The organism is Flavobacterium flavigenum (assembly GCF_027111255.2).
GTDB lineage: Bacteria > Bacteroidota > Bacteroidia > Flavobacteriales > Flavobacteriaceae > Flavobacterium > Flavobacterium flavigenum.
On record NZ_CP114285.2, the window covers coordinates 4,818,619 to 4,841,111 of the forward strand.

Annotated in this window: 22 protein-coding genes; 8 read left to right on the top strand and 14 right to left on the bottom strand. The window is 33.6% G+C overall.

The features are described from left to right. Nucleotides 1-3 precede the first annotated feature (3 nt). The 5 genes from OZP09_RS20090 to OZP09_RS20110 all read right to left on the bottom strand — a co-directional run bounded on the left by OZP09_RS20090 (nucleotide 4) and on the right by OZP09_RS20110 (nucleotide 2,766). On the bottom strand, nucleotides 4-156 hold the full coding sequence (locus tag OZP09_RS20090; RefSeq protein WP_269235402.1) for a hypothetical protein: 153 nt from the start codon (nucleotides 154-156) through the stop codon (nucleotides 4-6). Nucleotides 157-186: 30 nt separating this feature from the next. Then, complete coding sequence (locus tag OZP09_RS20095; protein WP_269235403.1) at nucleotides 187-417, bottom strand: hypothetical protein; 231 nt, start codon at nucleotides 415-417, stop codon at nucleotides 187-189. A gap of 76 nt (nucleotides 418-493) precedes the next feature. Continuing rightward, a complete protein-coding gene (locus OZP09_RS20100) occupies nucleotides 494-1,417 on the bottom strand; it encodes an SMP-30/gluconolactonase/LRE family protein (RefSeq protein WP_281309888.1) in 924 nt (307 codons plus the stop codon). 19 nt (nucleotides 1,418-1,436) lie between these two features. Then, on the bottom strand, nucleotides 1,437-1,736 hold the full coding sequence (locus OZP09_RS20105; protein WP_269235405.1) for a hypothetical protein: 300 nt from the start codon (nucleotides 1,734-1,736) through the stop codon (nucleotides 1,437-1,439). Between the two features lie 205 nt (nucleotides 1,737-1,941). Next, nucleotides 1,942-2,766: a DUF4261 domain-containing protein gene (locus tag OZP09_RS20110; protein WP_269235406.1), complete on the bottom strand. Its 825-nt coding sequence runs from the start codon at nucleotides 2,764-2,766 to the stop codon at nucleotides 1,942-1,944. A gap of 340 nt (nucleotides 2,767-3,106) precedes the next feature. Between OZP09_RS20110 and gnd the strand changes: the two genes are divergently transcribed. The 4 genes from gnd to OZP09_RS20130 all read left to right on the top strand — a co-directional run bounded on the left by gnd (nucleotide 3,107) and on the right by OZP09_RS20130 (nucleotide 7,615). Next, nucleotides 3,107-4,006 (top strand): phosphogluconate dehydrogenase (NAD(+)-dependent, decarboxylating), encoded by a 900-nt coding sequence (gene gnd, locus OZP09_RS20115; protein ID WP_269235407.1) that lies wholly within the window; start codon nucleotides 3,107-3,109, stop codon nucleotides 4,004-4,006. A gap of 293 nt (nucleotides 4,007-4,299) precedes the next feature. After that, on the top strand, nucleotides 4,300-5,619 hold the full coding sequence (locus OZP09_RS20120) for a gluconate:H+ symporter (RefSeq protein WP_269235408.1): 1,320 nt from the start codon (nucleotides 4,300-4,302) through the stop codon (nucleotides 5,617-5,619). Beyond that, entirely contained in the window at nucleotides 5,619-7,037 is a 1,419-nt protein-coding gene (locus tag OZP09_RS20125) for a gluconokinase (RefSeq protein ID WP_269235409.1), read from the top strand. Before OZP09_RS20120 ends, OZP09_RS20125 begins: the two co-directional genes overlap by 1 nt. Nucleotides 7,038-7,108: 71 nt before the next feature. Then, the gene (locus OZP09_RS20130; protein ID WP_269235410.1) at nucleotides 7,109-7,615 is read left to right on the top strand and encodes a hypothetical protein; all 507 of its coding nucleotides are present in this window, start codon (nucleotides 7,109-7,111) and stop codon (nucleotides 7,613-7,615) included. A gap of 81 nt (nucleotides 7,616-7,696) precedes the next feature. On the opposite strand, the gene OZP09_RS20135 is transcribed toward OZP09_RS20130, so the two are convergent. Further along, nucleotides 7,697-8,380 (bottom strand): YiiX family permuted papain-like enzyme, encoded by a 684-nt coding sequence (locus OZP09_RS20135; protein ID WP_269235411.1) that lies wholly within the window; start codon nucleotides 8,378-8,380, stop codon nucleotides 7,697-7,699. A 199-nt stretch (nucleotides 8,381-8,579) separates the two neighbouring features. Between OZP09_RS20135 and OZP09_RS20140 the strand changes: the two genes are divergently transcribed. The 3 genes from OZP09_RS20140 to OZP09_RS20150 are packed head-to-tail and all read left to right on the top strand — an operon-like array spanning nucleotide 8,580 to nucleotide 12,602. Then, nucleotides 8,580-9,998, top strand: coding sequence for a Gfo/Idh/MocA family protein (locus tag OZP09_RS20140; protein WP_281309889.1), 1,419 nt, complete (start codon nucleotides 8,580-8,582; stop codon nucleotides 9,996-9,998). Nucleotides 9,999-10,007: 9 nt separating this feature from the next. Continuing rightward, nucleotides 10,008-11,216, top strand: coding sequence for a Gfo/Idh/MocA family protein (locus OZP09_RS20145; protein ID WP_269235414.1), 1,209 nt, complete (start codon nucleotides 10,008-10,010; stop codon nucleotides 11,214-11,216). Between the two features lie 18 nt (nucleotides 11,217-11,234). Then, nucleotides 11,235-12,602, top strand: a complete 1,368-nt coding sequence (locus OZP09_RS20150; RefSeq protein ID WP_269235415.1) for a 3-keto-disaccharide hydrolase — start codon at nucleotides 11,235-11,237, stop codon at nucleotides 12,600-12,602. Between the two features lie 324 nt (nucleotides 12,603-12,926). Here OZP09_RS20150 and OZP09_RS20155 read toward each other — a convergent pair whose 3' ends face one another. The 5 genes from OZP09_RS20155 to OZP09_RS20175 form a co-directional block, all read right to left on the bottom strand. Beyond that, nucleotides 12,927-13,286 carry a bleomycin resistance protein gene (locus OZP09_RS20155; RefSeq protein WP_269235416.1) on the bottom strand — a complete coding sequence of 120 codons (360 nt, stop codon included), beginning with the start codon at nucleotides 13,284-13,286 and terminating at the stop codon, nucleotides 12,927-12,929. A gap of 119 nt (nucleotides 13,287-13,405) precedes the next feature. Beyond that, nucleotides 13,406-14,455, bottom strand: a complete 1,050-nt coding sequence (locus OZP09_RS20160) for an alpha/beta hydrolase (RefSeq protein ID WP_269235417.1) — start codon at nucleotides 14,453-14,455, stop codon at nucleotides 13,406-13,408. Nucleotides 14,456-14,969: 514 nt separating this feature from the next. Next, nucleotides 14,970-15,530 carry a DinB family protein gene (locus OZP09_RS20165; RefSeq protein ID WP_269235419.1) on the bottom strand — a complete coding sequence of 187 codons (561 nt, stop codon included), beginning with the start codon at nucleotides 15,528-15,530 and terminating at the stop codon, nucleotides 14,970-14,972. 58 nt (nucleotides 15,531-15,588) lie between these two features. Then, nucleotides 15,589-16,095: a Crp/Fnr family transcriptional regulator gene (locus OZP09_RS20170; protein WP_281309890.1), complete on the bottom strand. Its 507-nt coding sequence runs from the start codon at nucleotides 16,093-16,095 to the stop codon at nucleotides 15,589-15,591. A 206-nt stretch (nucleotides 16,096-16,301) separates the two neighbouring features. Beyond that, nucleotides 16,302-16,772: a group II truncated hemoglobin gene (locus OZP09_RS20175; protein ID WP_269235421.1), complete on the bottom strand. Its 471-nt coding sequence runs from the start codon at nucleotides 16,770-16,772 to the stop codon at nucleotides 16,302-16,304. Nucleotides 16,773-17,164: 392 nt separating this feature from the next. Here OZP09_RS20175 and OZP09_RS20180 point away from each other — a divergent pair, with 392 nt between their 5' ends. Further along, the gene (locus OZP09_RS20180) at nucleotides 17,165-17,713 is read left to right on the top strand and encodes a type 1 glutamine amidotransferase domain-containing protein (protein ID WP_269235422.1); all 549 of its coding nucleotides are present in this window, start codon (nucleotides 17,165-17,167) and stop codon (nucleotides 17,711-17,713) included. Between the two features lie 90 nt (nucleotides 17,714-17,803). On the opposite strand, the gene OZP09_RS20185 is transcribed toward OZP09_RS20180, so the two are convergent. The 3 genes from OZP09_RS20185 to OZP09_RS20195 form a co-directional block, all read right to left on the bottom strand. Beyond that, nucleotides 17,804-18,676 carry a class I SAM-dependent methyltransferase gene (locus OZP09_RS20185; protein ID WP_269235423.1) on the bottom strand — a complete coding sequence of 291 codons (873 nt, stop codon included), beginning with the start codon at nucleotides 18,674-18,676 and terminating at the stop codon, nucleotides 17,804-17,806. Between the two features lie 417 nt (nucleotides 18,677-19,093). Then, nucleotides 19,094-19,834, bottom strand: a complete 741-nt coding sequence (locus OZP09_RS20190) for a YoaK family protein (RefSeq protein WP_281309891.1) — start codon at nucleotides 19,832-19,834, stop codon at nucleotides 19,094-19,096. A 565-nt stretch (nucleotides 19,835-20,399) separates the two neighbouring features. Then, nucleotides 20,400-22,490 carry an LTA synthase family protein gene (locus OZP09_RS20195; RefSeq protein ID WP_269235424.1) on the bottom strand — a complete coding sequence of 697 codons (2,091 nt, stop codon included), beginning with the start codon at nucleotides 22,488-22,490 and terminating at the stop codon, nucleotides 20,400-20,402. Nucleotides 22,491-22,493 lie beyond the last annotated feature (3 nt).

Sequence of the window (22,493 nt, forward strand, 5' to 3'; positions counted from 1 at the left end):
CTGTTAATCGAAGTATGCAATTAATTCTTTATCCTCATCAACAATATGATCTGTGATATGAAATACTTCCTGAATCCATGGATGTTCTAATGCATCTTTTCTGTCTAAAATCTTTTCAAGTATTTCATGTTGCCATGGTGATTCCTCTTTGTCCATTAAGCCTATCTGAAAATATGTCTCGTCCAGCTATATTCTAAATGGAAACGAAAACCTGTTTTTAGGCTCTTCATCTGTCCCCCAATCGCCAATGCTAATTAATCCAAGTGCATATTTGTCTTCGTGTCCCTTTGTGAATTTTAAATAATAAATAGCAAATGCATCTTCATCTTTATAAACAAATCGGGTTAATTTAACTGTTTCATTTTCGCAACAGTCACAAAGTTCTATAATTGGTTCTTCAAATTCGATTCGGATCATTAGAATGTTTTACAATTTGTAGTTTCAAATGTATGGATTTTGGATTGAGGATTCATACATTTTATAATGTGAGTTATTATTTCATTCCTTTAACATTCATCTCTAACGTGTAAACACTTTTACCCGCAGTAATAAATAAGGTTTTGAATTTTTTTCCTCCAAAACATACATTCGCAGTCCACGGTTCATTTACATCAATATGAGCAATTTTTTCCCCTTTTGGATTAAAAATTGAAACACCTTTTCCGGTCATGTAGATATTTCCGGATTCGTCCATAGTCATTCCATCTGAACCCGATTCGGTAAAAAGTGTTTTTTCAACCAAAGAACCGTCATTATTGATTGTATAAGAGTAGGTTTTGTTTGCTTCAATATCCGCAACGTATAAAATTTTTCCATCCGAAGTTCCAATAATGCCATTGGGTTTTATCAGGTCGCTGGCAACGTTGGTAATTTTAGTTTTATCAGGAGATAAATAATAAACACATTCTTTTTCTATCTCTTTGGAAGTATGTTTCCAGTACTCTCTTTTGTAAAATGGATCGGTGAAATAAATCCCGCCTTTCGGGTCAACCCAAAGATCATTCGGGCCGTTCAGTCTTTTGCCTTCAAAATCATTTACCAATACCGTAACTTTTTTGTTGGGATCGATTTTCCAGATTTCATTTTTTTCATCGGCGCAGGCCAGAAGATTTCCTTCGCTATCAAAATACAAGCCGTTGGCTCTTCCTGCATTTTCCATATAAACAGAAAGCAAACCATCAACCGACCATTTCATGATTCGGTTATTAGGCTGATCGGTAAAATAAATATTGCCGTTTTTATCTGCAGCAGGCCCTTCCGTAAAACTGTATTGATCTGATAATTTTTTAAGGACAGCATCCTTTGCTATTAAGTTGTGACTTTGATTTTCTGACATCTGAGGATAGATAAAATTTGTAAAGGTGAAAGCGATAACAAAGAAGAGGAGTACTTTTATTTTAAGTTTGGACTGATTCATAATGGAATGTTTAATAATTTTAAGGATTGTATTTTTTTATAAACTCCTTTGCATCACTTAGATTCTTAGGATAATTTACTTTCAAATAGATACCTTTTTCTATTTGTTCATAAACTGCATGAAATTTAAAACCATTTTCAACTAATAGTTTTACCATTTCCCAACTTTTTATTTCAGATTTTTTAGGAGGTTTGAATTTATGATTTACCAGAGTCATTTTTTTACCACATTGCGGGCAATTAGATTCTACTTGATTTTTATAATCATTTCCTTTACTGTATGAAGTTCTGCATTCTAAACAGATATTTTTATATCCCATTTTTCAATTATAGAATTTGTAAATGATTTAGTGATTTTGATTGATAGATTATTGCTACGTCTCCGCGATATAGGCGGTTGGAGTTAATAAATTACTTGTTTCTGTTATTACATTTTTCTGTGGATAGGTACTATAATTCAATTAAGTCCATTGTCCAACTTACTTGTATCGTATGTTGGCGGATCGGCAAATAATTTATTGTTACTTAGAATTCCACTTTTATAGTTTTTCCATCTACAAACTTCCCGTTTGAAATTGTAATTTTTAGTTTTTGCTGTTCTGTAAATCCAATTGTTTCCCCATCCTTTAAAGTAACATCAGAAACTAAAATGTAATTTACTAAATTTAACATCATATCGTTTATTTCCTCAATAGAATGTTCTGTATCTAAAATTTCGATTTCTGTTTTACTGAAATCAGCAAGACCATAAGTATACATTGAATTTTTTCCATTCTCTGTTCTTATTCCAAAATATATCCAATTATATAAAGGTAAACCATCATCACTCATATCTTTAGTTTGTGATTGATAGAAATCTTTTTTTAATAAAAGAGATCTTCCTCCAATGTAAATACCAATTGATTTACTATTATTCAAAATAGATGATGCAATTTTATTGTAAAGAAAGTTTTCTTTAACTGGATTTTTGCCAGCATTCATAATTGACAAAATTATATGACCTTTATGTTTAGTTGCTTCTTCTTTTCCGTTTTTCCAGAAGTAATTGTATTCAGCAGTTGTACCAATTTCGTCTCCAGGAATTGCAACATCCATATTTGCTATTGCAATTTGATAACCATTAATCTCTAAAACGGAGGTTTCATTGTTTGAGTCTTTATCATTAACTTTTAATTTCCATTTTTCTCTTAATTCTGAAACTACTTTGTTAATATCCATAGAATTAGGTTCTTCTAAAAGTATCATTCCTAAAATATTTTTAGTTTCTTCAACTTTTTTCTCTTTCTTAAAAAAACTAAATAATCCCATAATTATGATTGCAATAAAAATTAATAATAATATTTTCTTCACTTTATTTTTGGTGTTTTTTTTATTTTTCGTTATCTGAATTCCTGTCTGCCAATTTATTTATAATGCCACAAAATGGCTAAAAGTAATTTGTAATAAGCTGGCTTTATGATATAAAGTATTCCAAATGTCTGCGCTAAAATAATTCTTTTTTGTTAATCGGCTAGGTGATTTTTTTATGAATGATTTCTATGTTAATCGAAATAGAATCGCATAATAAATTTATAGCAAATCACATTATTTAACACATTTCTCTCAAAACCTCAAAAATTAAAATCCCAAATAACAACCCATAATGAATTGAAAGTAATATTTTTACGAAACAAATACAAAAACCACACACATGCAAGTAGGAATAATAGGACTAGGAAAAATGGGATTCAATCTCGCCTTGAATTTAAAACGAAACAATTATGAGGTAGTAGCGCAGGATGTCAACACCGATTTTGTTTCAAAAATAGGCGAGGAGGGAATCGAAACAGCCTATACTGTTGAAGAACTTTGCCAAAAACTAACAGGCAGAAGAGTCATCTGGCTTATGGTTCCGGCGGGCGAAATCGTAGATGCTGTTCTTGTTTCATTATTGCCTTATTTGTCCAAAAATGATATTATTATCGATGGCGGAAATTCGAATTACAACGATTCAAAACGCCGTTATGCCCAGCTAAAAGAAAATGGAATTGATTTTCTGGATTGCGGGACTTCAGGCGGAACTTCGGGGGCTTTAAACGGCGCGTGTACGATGATTGGCGGTGATGCTGCCGTATTCGATTATGTCGCACAAGTTTTTAAAGATATTTCGGTTGAAAACGGATTTTTGTACACAGGAGCTGCCGGAAGCGGTCATTTTACCAAAATGGTCCATAACGGTATCGAATACGGGATGATGCAGTCGATAGCCGAAGGATTTGAGGTTTTTGAGCATTCCGAATTTGATATCGATTTTCAAAAAACGGCCAAACTCTTCAATCACGGTTCTGTAGTGCGCAGCTGGCTGATGGAACTCACCGAAAATGCTTTTTCAAAAGATGCCAGATTAGACGGAATAAAAGGAATCATGCATTCTTCGGGCGAAGGAAAATGGACACTCGAAACCGCTTTGGATTTAGGCGTTCCAACTCCGGTAATTGCCCTTTCGATTATGATGCGTTACCGATCTCAAATGTCAGATACGTTTTCAGGAAAAGTGGTGGCGGCACTTCGAAACGAGTTTGGAGGTCATGCTGTTGAGAAAAGCGAATAATTAGGTGCAATGTTTTTTTAAACACATAGAACAAACATAGGTTTTTCTTTTTCTTTAAGAATACAAAAGAGAAATTCATCTCTCAGAACATAGCTATTCGTTTTTTAAATGAGTGAAGCACTTTTGAAACACTTTGGAATTTATGTTTCATCTGTTAAAAAAAACTACACACAAGGTAGAATATGTGTTTTTAAATAAGTGAAACGCCTATAAATAAGCATAAAAGTCTATGTCTCTATGTGTTTAAATAATACCCAATGAGTAATAATTAGTCATTAATCATTTCGAAATCTATGTCATTACTGATTCTGATTGCCAGTATTCTTTTATTACTAATCCTGATTTCAGGGGTGAAACTCAATGCTTTTATTGCCTTAGTTATTTCCGCTTTTTTTGTGGGAATTGCAAAAGAAATGCCTTTTCAGGATTTGATTAATTCCATTCAGCAGGGCGTTGGAAGTACATTGGGTTCTTTGATTTTGATAATTGCTTTTGGTGTTGTATTAGGAAATCTGCTTTCAGACAGTGGGGCTGCTCAGCGAATCAGTTCGGTTATGATTCGTTCTTTTGGGGTCAGGCATATCAAATGGGCGATGGTGATTACGGGTTTTTCAGTAGGGATTTCAATGTTTTACAATGCCGGTTTCATCATTTTGATTCCGATGGTTTTTGCTGTTGCGAAAAGTACTAAACAGCCGATTATTTATCTTGGAATAGCGATGGCTTCGGCACTTTCGATCACGCACGGTTTTTTGCCGCCACATCCCGGACCGACAGCTATTGCTGTAATTTTTAAAGCAAATATTGGTAAAACTCTTTTATACGGACTTTTGGTTGCTATTCCTTCGCTTTTTGCCGCCGGAATAGTGTTTCCTGAGTTTATTAAAAAAATCAATGCTTTTCCGCCAAAAGGTTTATTCGAAAGCAAAACGTTTACAGAAGTTGAGATGCCTTCTTTCGGAATTAGTATTTTAACAGCATTGATACCGGTTTTTTTAATGGGAATGGCGACCTTTAGTGAATTGGCTTTGCCGGAAGAAAATGCATTGCGTTCTGTTTTGCTTTTTATAGGAAACCCAACTACTTCGATGCTGATTGCGGTGCTTTTTGCGGTATTTTCATTAGGTATTTTTCGCGGAAGAAAAATGCAGGATATCATGGATAAATCGGGCAGTGCTATGAGTTCTGCCACTATGATTATTCTGATTATTGGAGCAGGAGGCGCTTTTAAACAAGTATTGATCGATAGCGGAATGGGGACAGATTTAAGTCAGTTTTTCGAAAAATCATCGCTTTCTCCACTGGTTTTAGGCTGGCTGATTGCAACAATAATCAGGATTGCCTTAGGTTCTGCCACGGTTGCGGGATTAACAGCAGCAGGAATTGTACAGCCTTTGGTAGTTGCTTCTGGTGTAAGTCCGGAATTGATGGTGCTTTCCATTGGAGCCGGAAGTTTGATGTGTTCCCACGTCAACGATACCGGATTCTGGATGTTCAAAGAATATTTCGGAATCAGCGTTTCAGATACTTTTAAAACCTGGACGGTAATGGAAACCATTATTGGTGTAATGGGATTAATAGGAGTTTTATTGCTTAATTTATTGATCAAATAATGGAATCACTTTATATAGGAATCGATATTGGAACCACAGCTACAAAAGCAATTTGTTTTGACGTACACGGAAATGTAATAAGGCAGGTTTCGCATTCGTATGCTATGTACCATCCAAAACCCAATTGGAGTATTCAGAATCCGCAGGAAATTTTGGAGACCGTTTTAAATTGTATTAAAGAAATAACAAAAGACATTCGGCCGGAGTTTATCAGTTTCAGTTCGGCGATGCAGAGTATTATTGCTATTGATGAAACCGGAAAAACATTGATTGAAGCTATTTTATGGGCAGATAACAGAGCCATTGAAATTGCTGAGGAGTTGAAAAATTCAGAAAAGGGTAAACAATTTTATCAGAAAACGGGAATTCCGATTCATCCTTTTTCTCCCATGACTAAAATAGCCTGGTTGAAGGAATTTGACTCAGCTATTTTTTTGAAAACGTATAAGTTCATTAGTATTAAAGAATATGTCTGGCATCATCTGACAGGGGAATATTGCACAGATACTTCCATGGCTTCCGGAACCGGATTATTGAATATCCATACTTTACAATGGGATGATGAAGTGCTTGATTTTTTAAACATAAAAAAGGAACAATTATCTGCCGTTTGTAAAGTAACGCATCAACGCAAAGGCATTTCAGATGATTTTCTGTATATCATTGGAGGAGGAGACGGTGCTTTGGCCAATCTGGGAACCGGCGCAATGAATAAAAATTGTATGGCGCTGACTATTGGTACCAGTGGTGCAGTACGATTGCCAATTTCTGAACCGTATCTGGATGATCAGATGCGAACACAATGTTATCATTTGGTGGAAGACCAATATCTTACTTTGGGTGCAGTAAACAACGGCGCTGTTATTTTGCAATGGCTAAAAGAAACGTTGTTAAAAACTGACCAGTCTTTTGAAGTTCTTTTTGCAGCAGCAGAAAAAATTTCTGCCGGTTCTGAAGGCTTGCTTTTTGTACCTTATTTATTGGGTGAAAGAGCACCAATCTGGGATGCATCAGCGCAAGGCTCTCTTTTAGGAATGCAGATTACGCATACACAAGCACATTTGGTGAGAGCTACGCTGGAAGGTATTTTGTTTGGATTATTTCAAATTACAGAAATTTTACTTCCCAATCCCGAAAAAAGAAAACATATCAAAGTGATGGCCAGTGGCGGATTCGGTAAAAGTGAACTTTGGCTTCAAATGGTTGCTGATATTTTTAAGATGACTGTAGAAACCTCACAAACTATTGAAGGTTCTGCCTGGGGGGCTGTTTTGATTGGGATGAAGTCTTTGGGAATTGAGGTAAGTAACGAAAACAAAACCGGAAAAATATTTTTTCCTAATACTGCAAATAAAAAGGTGTATGAAGAGGCTTTTGGTAAGTTTAAGAAGGTGTATCCTGTGTTGAAGGATTTGTAGTGATTTTCAAATATATTAATTTGAATACATAGAAAAGTCGTTACTATTTAATTCAAAAAAAATACACATAAATGACGAGAGAAAAATTTATAGAAAACTTCAAACTTTTATTAGTTCATCTTCATGATCTAACTGAAGAGTTTTGTTTCAATGAAATTTCTAAAAACTACAAATTTGTTTTAGAACCAAGTGGAAGAAATTCAAGTGAACATTTAACGAAAGATGAAAATGAATATTTAAAAACATGGAATGAATTAGAAAATAGAGAAATCTCTTTTGATCAGGTTGCTGAATTGCTTTATAAAAATGGGAAAACTCCAAAATGGGCAGATTGCAACATCGAATTATCAAGTTTAGACAAAACGGTTGTAAAAATATTTTTTAGTCGTCAATTTAAAGACGAATCAGAAATTTATTATTTAGAAAAAGGAACAGGCCCATTTAAAGCTGTAGTAAATATTCCATATAAAAATATTGAAAATCCTGATGAAAAATTTGATGTGAATTGGAAAGCCAATCTTGAAAAAAGTAAAACAAAAAATATATTCTCTAAACTAAAATATTTATGGTTTAAATAGAAACTATCAATAAAACCATTAATCATTTTGAGTTTAAGTTAATTCTTTTTGTAGGATGTTCTTAGGAGATATTTGTACAGTTTAATAAGTATCAACCACAGTTACCAATAAATCAGAGTCTGCCAAATTAGAAGGAGAAATCACTTTTTCTTCCAGTGGTATGTCATTGCCATATCTTTCTTTCAGAATTTTTTGAACCCTTTCGTCTGTTAGATTGAAATCTTTCAGTTGCTGAAGTTTCGATAATTCAATATTAGCTCCGTTTTTGTAAATTTTCCAGATTAATTCTGAGCAATAAATTCGGGTGTTCGTCCATTCAAAAAAGGCATCGTACTCTTTACCCATAAATTGCTGGCTGTAGTCTTTCATTTTTTGCATCGTATCCGAAGTCAGTATTTTATCAGCATTTTTTACTCTTTTTACCACATAATTTTTATTCTTTCCATGCGCAATCCAATCATCCAAAGGAGTCAGTTTTACGGGCTGAACAGCTTCAAAAACAAATAAGCTTCCGTTAATTTTATAAATGATTCCGCAATGTGAAAACTTCGAATTGGTTGCAATTCGTACCGCCTCACACTGAGGAGATTCAGAAGTTTGAAAAATAATATCGCCATCCTGAATTTTGTCAGGTAAACTTGTTACTCCTTTTGTTTTGGATGCCAAAAACGGATTGACTGGAAAAACCTGCATCGTTACATACAGCGCGCAACAAAAGCTTAGTAAAAAGGTAATGGCGGGTAAGAGGTATTTTTTCTTTTTCATTTTAAATTTTAAAGCTTAAAAGTATTATTTATTTTGTACAGATCAGCAATTATTGAAATGAAACTTGATGGATAAATATTGAATAAAAGTAATGTAACGTTTTAGTTTGTTTTGTGAAATTATTCTAAGTATATCCTTTCAAAAGTATTAATTCCTTATATTTAGGCTGAACATTTTTTTAATTCAATAATTTGTATATATGTTTAATGATGATTATTCAAGAAGAAAGTTTTTAAGAGATGCATTATTAGCATCCGTCGCTGTGGCAACACCTGATTTGGTCATGGCTGCAGGAAGGGCTTTTTCCAGCGCTGATAAAGTAAACCTTGCCTGTGTTGGTATTGGTAATCGTGGTGCAGAAATTATTAAAGCATTATACGCTACAGGTTTAGCAAATATAGTAGCACTATGCGATGTAGATATGGAAGCACCGCATACATTGGATATATTAAAAATGTTTCCTGATGTTCCAAGATTTAAGGATTTTAGGCAGATGTTTGATAAAATGGGCAATAAAATTGAGGCTATCTCTATTGGAACACCTGACTTTTCCCATTTTCCCATTACAATGATGGCTATTGGTTTAGGAAAACATGTATATGTAGAAAAGCCAATGGCGCGTACTTTTAATGAAGTAGAACTGATGATAAAGGCTGCGGCAAAACACCCAAAAGTAGTGACACAAATGGGCAATCAGGGGCATTCAGAAGAAAATTATTTTCAGTTTAAAGGATGGAAAGAGGCTGGAATCATTAAAGATGTAACCGCTATTACAGCACATATGAATTCACCAAGACGCTGGCACAAATGGGATCCAAAAATTACTTCGTTCCCGCCAGCAGAACCTATCCCGGCAACTCTCGATTGGGACCTTTGGCAGGCGCAGACAAAGGGTCATGAGTTTAACAAAGATTTTATCAACGGACAATGGCGCTGCTGGTATGACTTTGGAATGGGGGCACTAGGTGACTGGGGGGCGCATATTCTGGATACAGCACATGAGTTTTTGGATCTCGGCCTTCCTTACGAAGTTGATCCTTTGAAATTAGAGGGGCACAATAAATTCTTTTATCCGATGTCCACCACGCTTTCTTTCAAATTTCCAAAACGAGGCGATATGCCGCCAGTAGAAATAAAATGGTACGATGGACTGGATAATTTTCCTCCAATACCGGAAGGATATGGTGTACAAGGCCTTGATCCTAATATTCCACCTCCGAGTACAGGAGCAATTGAACCGGCCAAACTTAACCCGGGAAAAATTATTTACAGCAAGGAACTCACCTTCAAAGGAGGTTCTCATGGCAGTAAATTGTCGATCATACCTGAAGAAAAAGCAAAGGGAATGGTGTCTAAATTGCCTAACGTCCCTTTAAGTCCGTCTAATCACTTCGCTAATTTCCTTAAAGCATGTAAAGGAGAAGAACAAACACGTTCACCTTTTGCAATAGCAGGTCCTTTAAGTCAGGTATTTTGCCTTGGGGTTCTTGCGCAATGGACTGGGGAGAAAATTGTTTTTGACAGAACAAAAAAAGTGATCACAAGCAGTAAAAAGGCCAATCAATTGTTGATAGGACCTCCGCCACGTAAAGGATGGGAAGAATATTATAAAGTGTAATTTTAATTTATGAAACGCAGGGATTTTATTCGCCAATCAGGATTGTTCACCGCTGGAATGTTATTGCATCAGCAAATGCTGCATGCCTATTCTTTTACTGAAATAGCAAAAATAATTTCAGTTGGAATAATTGGTTGTGGCGACAGAGGTAAAGGGCTGGGAAGTGTCATTAACAGTATGCCGGAAGAATTTCAGTTGAAGGCAGTTTGCGATGTATTGCCTTTTCGTCTGGATCAGGCAAAAAGATTAGATATACAGCATAATATTCGTTATGAAAAAGACTATCGCAAGCTGCTGGATGATAAAACCATTGATGCAGTAATTATTGCAACACCTTTATACAATCATTATGAAATTGCAGCAGCAGCCATTCAGGCAGGAAAGCATGTATATCTGGAAAAAACAATGACCTACAGTGCAGATCAGGCGCTTGCTTTGGTTAAATTGGCACACCAGCATCCGAATCAAATTTTGCAGGTAGGGCATCAATATCGGTACACTCCGCTTTATTTCAAAGTGAAACAGATGATTGATAACGGCTATCTGGGGAAAGTAACACAAATTGATTGCCGATGGGACCGGAATGCAAATTGGCGCAGGCCAGTTCCTCCCGGTTATACTGATAAGCAGGTAAACTGGCGTATGTACAAAGAATATTCAGGGGGGCTGCCGGCTGAGTTATTGTCACATCAGGTTGATTTCATTAATTGGGCTTTTGATACACATCCCGATGAAATTTATGGAACCGGAGGTATTGATTATTACAAAGACGGAAGAGAAACTTTTGATAACATACAAACTATTCTGCGTTATAAGAAAGAGGGAATGATAGGGAATTTTGGAGCCACTTGTGCTAACGAAAAAGACGGATATCTTTTTAAATTAAAGGGAACAAAAGGAACAATCGAATTGTTAATGGACGAAGGGCTGTTTTTTCCTGAGAAGCAAACCAGAAAAGAACTTGAAACAGTTGATGGTGTTACCGGTGCTTCAAAAATTGAATGGAACAAAGAAGGAGGTACTTCCATTCTTAAAGAAAAAACAAAAGATGGCAGTTGGTATGCGTTACAGGAGTTTTATAAAACAATCACGACCAATTCGAAACCGGTATCAAATGTCATAACCGGTGCAAGGACAGCGTGCTGTGTTCATTTGATGAATAAAGCAATTTACAAGGATGATATTGAAAAATGGAAACCTGAATATAATGTTACCTAAGAATAAACAAAAACGACTATGAAAAAAATCACAATAATTTTTTTGTTATGTATTGCAGCTAATGGTATTGCACAAAACAAAGAATGGAAATCCTTATTTGACGGAAAAACACTCAAAGGCTGGAAACAAGTAACCGGATCTGCTCCTTATACTGTAGAGAATGGAATGATTGTGGGCACAACGGTTAACAATTCACCCAATTCATTTTTAGTGAGCGATCAAAAATGTACCGGCGATTTTGTATTAGAAATGGAAACCATGTTATCTGATGCCAATACCAATTCAGGTGTACAGTTCAAAAGTAATTTTGACCCTAAGGCAAATAACGGGAAAGGGCGTGTTTATGGTTACCAATATGAATTGGATCCTTCAGCACGTAAATGGAGTGGGGGGATTTATGATGAAGGAAGAAGAGAATGGCTGTATCCGGGATCGTATAATCCGGCAGGACAGCAGCTTTTTACCCTGAATGTTTTCCATAAAATACGTATCGAATGTATAGATAATACAGTAAAGACCTGGTTAGATAATGTGCCGGTTTCTTATCTGGTTGATTCTTTAGCTGTTAATGAAGGACTTATTGCTTTGCAGGTTCATTCGATTGGAAAACCGGAACATGCTGGCATTAAAATATGCTGGAAAAATATCCGTATTCAGACTAAAAACATAAAACCGCTTCCTTTTCCAAAAGGAGTGTACGTTGTTAATTTAGTACCTAACAAGCTTATTCCGTATGAGCAGGAAAGCGGCTGGAAATTGTTATTTGACGGAAAAAGTACATCAGGCTGGTTGGGTGCCCACAAAACTATTTTTCCGGAAAAAGGCTGGGAAATAAAAGATGGTATTTTGAAAGTATTGCCATCATCCGGTGGCGAATCTACAAATGGAGGGGATATTGTGACCAAAGAAACGTTCAAAGCATTTGATCTGTCAGTCGATTTTAAATTAACGAAAGGGGCAAACAGTGGAATAAAGTACTTCGTAACACTTAATGAAAAAAGTAACGGATCGGCTATAGGTCTGGAATATCAATTGCTTGATGATACGTTACATCCGGATGCAAAATTAGGGCGCGAAGGAAACAGAACCCTTGCTTCATTGTACGATCTCATCAAATCGCAAAAATTATCACGATTCTTTAAGCAGCCAGGCAATTGGAATACTGCACGTATTGTCGTTTATCCTAATAACCATGTAGAGCATTATCTCAATGGTATTAAAGTATTAGAATATGACCGTGGTTCCCAGGCTTTCCGTGATTTGGTTGCTATCAGTAAATATAAAGTATGGCCAAACTTTGGAGAGGCTCCGGAAGGGCATATTTTAATTCAGGACCATGGAAATGAAGTAAGTTTTAGAAGTATTAAAATCAGGGAGCTGAAATAAATTAGTTACTTTTTTGATAAACATAAATGACAAAGCCAACTGTTTAGGTTGGCTTTGTCATTTGCCAAATTTCAATCTTGTTTTTTTAATATAACACTAATTAATTTTCGACAAGTTCAATATCCATTGTATTGATAAGACCGTCCTCAAACGTGTAAATGTGCTTTACGATCCCTTCAAATACTAAACCGACTTGTAAATACATTTTCCTGCGTCGTTGATAAAGCATTGTCTATATTTCTTTCATTAAAAGCAGTATAAGCTTTATAAATTATGTCTTTAGATTGATTTTGCATATTGCAATAATTTTATTTGGTTGTTGTTTTAAAGAGTACTCTGCCCAAAAGTAAGCAGATTATTATCAGGATCAAGCATCGAAAATTCCTTTTGTCCCCATTGCTTAATTTGCAAAGAACCGTTAGGGTGTATCTCTGCTTTATTATCTAAGAGTGATTGATAAAATGTATCGATATCGTCGGTTCTGATATAGACCTGTCCATAATTTTCATTTGGATTAAGTTCTTTAAATTCAAAGAAATGAATTTCAATACTATGTTTTTGCAGCATTAGATAATGCTCAAAATTAACGTTTCCAAATTCTTCGAAACCTAGCTTGTTGATGTAAAATTCCCTGGTGGCTTTTTTATCACGCATGGGTAATTTTGGGCTAATAGCTGTGAGCATACCTTTAATTGTTTTTTATATTAATTCATTTTATTTAGCTATTGCACTTACAGGAAATGCCTTATATATTTGAATTTACGAAAAATAAAATAATATTCAGATAATGAGTATAAAAACACCTAATTACAATGAGAAACCCTAGGATTATTAGTCGAATTACATTTGAATAAATATTTAGATTGAGGATATAATGGTACTGGATTATCCGTGACAACCAATGGAGATAATGTTTCTCCGTTATAACCAGGCATTGTAACTTGTACTGCCGACCCATTGCCTAAAGCTACATTTTTGGCATTTAAATTTCCGTTGAAACTATAATCAATCATAGCATCCAAAAGGCGATAAATACCATAATAATCGTAAGCATCATAAGATGATTGTGTATTGGGTAAATCATGTTCCGCTGTATAAGTAAAAGAAGATAATACACTTTTTTTGATTAGAATAAAATCCTTTTCTGAATTGGGAATATTTATATTTTTAAAAATATCTATAGCAAGGCGGTGATCATTTGTTATATCGTCATCATACACTTGTGTAATCAGTTTAGTATTGGCAGGAAAATCTAATAATTGATTGTCAGCTAACTGATAGGAATACCATTGCGCCATAGTAAAAATAAATCTGCCGTTTTCGCCCCAGCCTTCATCGATAAAAGCTCTGTGTGCTAATGAAAATGATGCGCCTCCACCAAAAGAATGTCCCATGAAGCCTACTTTTTTTGTATCAATGATATCGGGATAATCTGTTACAGCTTTTTTAAAACTCTCCCATAGAGTACTGTATCTCTCATCAATAGTCACTCCTGTAGTTGGATAAGGTGCAAATACTACTACATAGCCTTTCTTAGCGATAAATTCGTAAAGGCCAATATTATAACTACTTTCTTCGCCTCCATAAGGATGTGAATAAAAAATAACAGGTTTTGGTGAAGTAATGCCCTTTGGATAAAAAATTTCAACATTTTTGCCTGCGTAGGCCGGACTTACAAATGAAATTTTTGCAACAGAATAACTTCCGTCTGCTCCATATCCTGTGGTTGGTCGTGAAATTGGTCCCTGAAGATCATCATCAACAGATGACGGAGTTGATGTTTCTGTATTTGAATCTTTAGTACATGATGTTAGCAAAAGTGTAAATAAAATAATTTGTAATGTCTTCTTCATAACTAATATAATTAAATGTTAAAAATTAGACTCCATTTATTAGTAAAAGGTTTAATTGCAATTTAAATTTTTATTAGTTTTCTTCCAACATTAGGGGTAGAATTCAAAAAACTTAAAATGTATAATTTTTTATTTTGGTTTGTATATTTTCTAAAGTTTTGTCATTTCCAAAAACATTTCTTCATATTTTTCTTTAAACATGTCTGCTGCTTTTTTAGGAAATGGAAACCTGTACAAGTAGTTCGGTTGTCTTTTTTCTCCATTCAAAGTCGGTGTTGTGTATTGTGAAATTCTGTCAAATTCATGTTTTATCACAGCATTGCTTCTTTCAGTCTTTTATTAAAATAATAGACAATAGCAGTTGTTAAATTGTTGTTACTATTGAACTGACCAAAATTGTTTTAAATAAATCTTCCATTTGGTTTCCCTTAATTAGTTGCCATTTCTTTTTAACTTAATTGTTATTAAATACTATTTGTAAGGAAAACTAAGTTATATAAAAAAATAATTATCACTAATTCAGTTGTTTGTATGGGTTTAGTTTTTCAATTCTGTCAATCTGATTTAAATGTCTAATCATATGATTGACGTAAAACTGAAAAGTATCACCCAGTTTTAGTTTGATCAGGCTTGAAATTGAAATCTGAATTTTTACCTTGTTAAGACTTACTTTTCCGGATTGGTTCAGTAACTCTAATAATTTATTTTGCTGATTAATGAATCTGCTAATCACTGTTTTATTAAGATTAGTGTTGAAAGGATCTTTGTCTTTAAATGTTTTCATTTTATTCAGCTTTTCTTTTGGTAGTATGATTTTTGAGAAGTAATTTCCTAAAATTCCGCTTTTAAACTCAAAATCAGGTTTAGTATCTGAATTTTTTATTTTACGTTCTATTTGTGGAAGGTAAAAGTCACCATATAGATTCAAATGTTCCAGGCATTCCAAGATGTTCCAGGAAGTTTCATCTTCTCTCCGGATGAGTTTTTCTAAATCATAGGTTTGTAGCTTTTCAGCCTGATTTATAATTCGTTTTGTCTGTTCTAAAAGCGTCTGAATTAATATTTCTGATTGCATAATTTTTAAATTTTATTGCAAAATTCAGGAAAGCATTTTTTATAAATCTTGATTGAAATCAAGATTTTTTTAACCTTGATAAAGTTTCTGGAGTCATCCTTAAGTAATTGGCAATATGGCGGTTTGGAATATGCTGAAAAAGCTGCGGACTCCTTTTTAAAACCCTCTCGTATCTTTCTTTTGGAGAACTTGTCAGGATATCTATTTCGCGCTCCATTTGTTGAATCACAAGATTTTCCAAAATTTTTACCCACATATTTTTATTAACCTCAGTTTCCAGGAATTTTTCAATTTGTGATTTGGTAATTACTTTTAAAACAGTCTTTTTAATAGCCTGAATATAAAGTTCGGAAGGTTTTTGGGTTAAAAAAGAATCCAGTGAAACAATTATATTGTGTTTGTAGCCAAACCGAATAGTCTGCTCTTCATCATTGTCTAAAACAAAAATTCTCAAACTTCCACTTTCCACATAATATAAATTAGTGTCAATACTGCCTTTCACTTTCAGAAAATCATTTCTGTCGATAGTGAGGGTTTGACTCGAAAGTTCAATTATTTCTTTCATTAATAAAGTTAAGTTCCGAAGTTTTTAATTTTCATAATTGTTTAAGTATGCATTTATACATTCTTCTTCATATTTTGAAAGCTCATATGCAATGCAAAAAGCGAACTATCTAATTCTTTGGAAGCGTCTTACAAGCAATGATAAATTCCTGTCTGTATTCTTCTTCAACCTCGTATTGGATATATTCAATTGTCATACATAATAATTTAATTGATATAAGGTCCGCCAGTTGCGCCCCAGTCCCATTTTGGCATAGGTTCGTTTGAGTCTGTTGGATTTTCTGTCAGCTGAGAATTTATAACTGCGAGACGCGTGCCCCATTCAATATAGCCAACAAAAGCCGAACGGAATTCAGGGTCGCTTTTTAATCCAATTTCGTCTGAAGTTTGCAGAAGTAAATGAACCCAGCGCTGCCTCATTTCTTCTGTCAGCATTTTACCAATATGTTTTCCAATCATTTTTGCATGGCTGCCATTGTCATTGGAAGTATATAATTTTTCGCCTCCAAAAACTTCAGCAACAAAATGCGCTACGTTTTCAACGTGGTCAGGTGACATGTTTTTAAAGACTTCGCCCAATATTTCATCATTTAATACCTTTTCGTAAAATTTCGAAAATAAAGTTTCAAAAGTCTGCATATCGCCTGCCCATTCATATAAAGTTGGTATGTTTTTCATTCTTATATGTTTTGCAATAGTTGATTGATTAAATAAAATACTCGTTTGATTTTCAGTATATTATTTTAACTCAAAAATATGAAAATTTAATTACAAAAAGATATTTGCTTTTCATGAGCACTTTACAAATGGGAATGTTTGTAATTTTAAATACAAAACTTTCTTTTTTCTGCATTACCTAACTTATAGAATTATTTTCTGTCTTATTGACTTTTATAGTAAACTAATAAGAGATCAATCTTATATAATTTTAATTTAATTTTTAATAATTATTTGAATTACAATTAATTAACTTTTATTAAAGAAAGGTTTAACATGGTCTGTTTCTGCTTGCTATGCGAAATAAGTAATTTTAAATAAATCAAATTAATAACATATTAAATTTTAAAATTATGAAAAAGAATATCGCCATATTAGCCACAAACGGTTTTGAAGAATCCGAATTAGCATCGCCTAAAGCTTATCTGGAAGAGCAGGGATGGATCGCAGATATCATCAGTTTAAAATCAGGAACGATCAAAGCCTGGAAAGATGGTAACTGGAGCAATGAATACAATGTTGATGTAACATTAGATCAGGCAAATGAAGCTGATTACGATGCTCTCGTTCTTCCGGGAGGCGTTATAAACCCAGATCTATTGAGAAGAGAAGAGGCTGCAGTAAATTTTGTACGTTCCTTTTTCGAAAGTAAAAAACCAGTAGCAGCTATTTGTCATGGTCCTCAGATTCTGGTAGATGCTGATGTTTTGCAAGGCCGAAAAGTAACTTCGTTCTTCTCTGTCAAAAACGATTTGAAAAATGCAGGTGCACAATGGGAAGACTCAGAAGTAGTCGTAGATAATGGATTAGTGACCAGTCGAAATCCTAATGATCTGCCCGCTTTTAATAAAAAAATGGTAGAAGAAATTAAAGAAGGAAAACACGAGCGTCAGACAGTGTAAAAAAGAATTAGGTTATCAGGAAAAAATGCAGGATCAATTTTGGTCCTGCATTTTTTTTATTGCGATGTAATGTACGAGAGTCGAATTTGGTTATTGCTTTACGGCCATTGCTACTCTATAAAACTCATATCCTTTTTCATTCCTTTCTGGCAGATATTTTGAACGATATTCTATAGCGCCCATATCTTCAAGGAGTATCATGTCAAATGATTTTAAATAATCTGATAGTTCTTCCGGCTTAAAGCCAAAAGTCCATTTTTCTTCAAGTTTTTCGAGTTCAATAAAAAGTTGCTCACCTCCTAAAAATGAACCCGGATTTTCGAGAACATCGTTGTGAACATAAGTAAAAATGACATAGCTGTTTGTTGTGAATTTTTTAATAAACTCAAATGTATTTTTTATGGCATCTTCTGTGAGATAATTGGTAACGCCTTCCCAAATGACAGTAGTAGGTTTTGTAAAATCAAAATTATGTTGTTCAGCCAATTCTTCAAGGCTTTGTTTATTAAAGTCAATTTGATAAAATTCAATATTTTTTGGAAGCTCACCTATGCGGCTTTTATAAGTTGTAATTTTAAATTTTGAAGTATTTGGATGATCAATTTCTATGACAGGAATTGATTCCAGAAAAGCAAGCCGCAATGCTCTGGTGTCAAATCCTGCGCCTAAAATTATGACTTGTTTTACTCCGTTATTAATTGTTGATTTTAATAAATCATCAATATATTTTGTTCTGGCTATTCCGGATGAAAGGGCTCCCGGTATTTTCTTCTCAATGGTATTGTTAATATATTTTCTAATAATAGCATATTTAGACATACGTGATGCAAATCTCAATTTAGCTTCAAGAAAATGTATTGCATATTCATCAGAAAATAATTTATCATTTGAACTGCGTTTTGTTTCCAATGCTCTGAATAAAGCCATATATTGAGCTGTTCGGCTTGTTTTGTGTGTTTTCATTTTTTTATATTGATTGTACTAAACTATTACCGTTAATATTCTGGTTGTCTAAATGCAGTGTTGCTAAAATCGGGATAATTCTATTCCGTCACGGTTACAATAAACATTTCGTCAGCTTTTTTTTTGAAATACTTACCTGATTTACAGTGTGTTATTTTAATTCAAAAATATAAAAATTTAATTACAAAAACGTATTTACTTTTCAGGAGAACACTTCTTATAGTTTGGTGTCTACGACTGTATCAATCTGGGTCGTTTGCAACGAATATCTGTTACTTGTAAAACTAAACAGAATAATAAAATTATAATGACCTTTTGTTCTAATACCTGTGTTACAAACACTATAATTTATCTTTTAATTTAAGTACAAACTCGTTGGAGTGGTGATTGATTCTTACTGTGTTGAAAGTAAATGTGTTAGGTGTCTTTTTTGCCTTTCTCATTTTGGCTCCTGTTATATCTTATTAATTTTAATTTTAAGTCGTCATATATTATTCCAATAATTAAAACTGTCGCTGCAATTGCTAATACATAAAGTTGTAAGGCCGAATAAAAAATACCGCTTAAAAGTCCGCCTAAAAAGAAAAAAGCAATAATAGTCAGGCGTAATTTTATTGAAGAATACAGCTTGTCCTTTTGGTCCTTATTTTTATAAAAAAACAATTGGGACAATTCAATTCCTAAGTCTGTAAAGAGCCCTGTTAAGTGTGTTGTTCGAACAGTTGAATTAGAAATTGTCGTTACTAATGAATTTTGTAAGCCCATAGCAAAAAGCAAAGAACAAGCAAGTAAATTAGGGGTTTGTGAAATCAAAAATTGTCCGGATAGTGCTAAAAAGAACAAAATAGCGCTTTCTATAATTGTTGGAATTACATAAATTAATCTGTCACTTGTTTTTGATGTAATTTCAACTAATAAGTTTGATGAAAAGGATCCTAAAAAAAAGAAAAAAATGTATAAGAAATAAACAAAAGCCTGCCAAAAATTGAGTTTAAAAATTTCGTCTACAAAAAAAGCAAAGTGTCCCGTTACATTTGTTGTCAGTCTTTGAACAGCTAAAAATCCCCCTACATTAACAATTCCAGCAACAAATGACAGTAATGAAGCAATCCTTAAATTATGCTTTAATGTTCTCGCCTTTCCCTTGTGTTTAAACATAAATTAGTTATCATTTTGTTCATCAGTATATTTTTTCCTAAATGAATATAATGCGCTGCAAAGTGTTGTTCTCAACGCTGCGGAAATGTCTCTGGCTTTGCCCAAATTTTGTTATAAATAAAAACCTCTCAAAAGTCTCCGATTTTAAAGCTAAATTAATACAGATTATATTTTGTAAATGATTTCACGCTTAAAATATCTGCAACATAATTATATGCTTTTTCGATAGTTAATAATTCCAAATTACATATCCTTCTTTCATTTTAAGTTTTCTATAAATATAACATTTTTGCGATTATTACTGTTTAAAAACATTTCGTAAAAAGTCGGGAGACTTTAAGAGTTTTAGAGTTTATAAGTGAGTTAAAAAAATTACGCACGCTCCCGCACGAATCATTTCTTTTGGCTTTTGAAACCTAACTTTTATCATGAGCAGAAAATTACTTTTCATAATGACTTTTAGTCCCGTTGTCCTTCCAATCTTTTATTAAAAAAAAAAAAAAATAAAAGGATTTTCCCTCCCATCGTGGCTAGGACTTCAGGTTTAATAATACCAAAAGTTCTATCATTTTTGATATGCTTTTCTTTTCAGTAAATCTGCAGCGGTCTGATAAAACGAAATAGTTTCATTTACTAAATCGGTTCTTTCAGTTTTCAAAGCTTTTTCTTCATAATGAATCTGATATTCGGGTAAAATGCCTTTTTTTGGAATTAATGCTAACTGGTATTGTTTTACCTGCTGTTTTGGTGACAAAATGGTCAATACATTATCTTTTATCATTCCTAAATCCTGATATGTTGCGATAAAAGCTCTTGGTTTGTAATCTGGTTTAAAAACATCCTGTCCGTAAAACTTGCTTTCATAATCAAAATGCAGCAGTCCGAAAACCGTTGGCATTAAATCGATTTGAGACATGAGCTGATTGTATTTTTCAGCTTTGACAGACGGACTGTAAATAAAAGCCGGAATTCGGTATTTATCTAACGGCAGCTCTGTTTTTCCAGCACTTGAAGCACAATGATCGGCTACAATTACAAAAACAGTATTTTTAAACCAGGGTTGTTTACCTGCCATATCAAAGAATTTCCTTAAAGCATAATCCGTATATTTTACGCCACCATCCCTGGATTTAGCATCTCCGGAAATGTCAATTTTATTATTAGGATACGTAAAAGGCCTGTGATTGCTGACAGTCATAATATGATTAAAGAATGGTTTTCTTTCTTTTGCCTCCGCATTCATAATTTTTATGGCTTTATTGTACATGTCTTCATCACACACTCCCCAAACATTCGAAAACGTAATTTCCTCATCTGCAAAGTTTGATTTGTCAACGATTTCATATCCATTACCAGAATAAAAATCTCTCATATTATCAAAAAAGGCATCGCCTCCGTACATGAATTTTACATTATATCCTTTTTGTTTAAAAATGTTTCCGGTTGAGAATTTGTTTTTATTATCTTCACGTTTTACTATGCTTTCACCGGGAGAAGGCGGTAAGCATAAAGTTACAGCTTCGAGGCCGCGAACCGTACGGTTTCCTGTTGCATATAAATTGGTAAACTCTAGGCTCTTTTGCTTCAGACTATCTAAAAAAGGAGTAATATTATTAGTGTTTCCATAGGATTTAAAGAAATCAGCACTATAACTTTCTATTGTAATCAGCACTACATTTTTATGGTTCTCAGGATAATCGCTTTCTATATTACGACTAGTATTTTGTGCTGAAACGCTTGTGATTTGCTGTTGTAGAATTGCATATGCTTTTCTGTGTGGCAGGGTTTTGTAAAATTCAAAATAGTCCAGTTTATTATTTTGAAAGGCAAGAAAAAATTTATACAAGCCATTAGACTGTAGTTCGTTAACAAATACATTTTTTGAATTTTCTGTTTTGGCTAAAGCTGGAATTGCAATTAAGGAAACTAAAAAGAATGCAATATAAACCGCGGAAATCTTAATTTTAGTTTTAAAATCAGGAATTTCATCAATATAGATTCTTGATTTTTTTATAATAAAATAAGTAATGATTGCCGTTGCCAAAAATAAAGCACTAAATATTGGAATGACAGGATACGATTGCATAATATTCCCAATAACTTCATTGGTGTAAATGAGGTAGTTTACAGCTATGAAATTGTATTTAACTCCAAATTCATTCCAGAAAAAATATTCACTTATTCCATTTTGCAGGATCAATAAAACATATAGAAAAATAACAAAAGCAAATAACCAGAACCTGATTCTCTTTTTCAGTTTTTGCATAAACAAAAATACTGCAAACAATGAAGTTTTAATACCCACAAAAATGGTAACAATTTTAGGCAAAGCACCGCCATATTCATCAAAAATGCTTTTTCCAGATACAATATATAACAATAAGAGAATTAGAAAACCCAAAATTATATAACCTGCAGGCTTGTTGTATTTGGAATCAGAAATAAATATTAAATACAGCCATAAAAAAGCACTTAGAATCATAAAGACAAACAAATCATTCAATAAGCCAAGACTGAAGATTTTAATGATTTCTAAAAAGTTAAAAGAGCTTTGAGTTATTGGATGTAAAATCAGTACAATACGCAACACAAAACTGATGGTAAAATAAAATACACCAAGATTATAAAACGGTGAAAGTTTCTTGTAGAAAGTCATAGG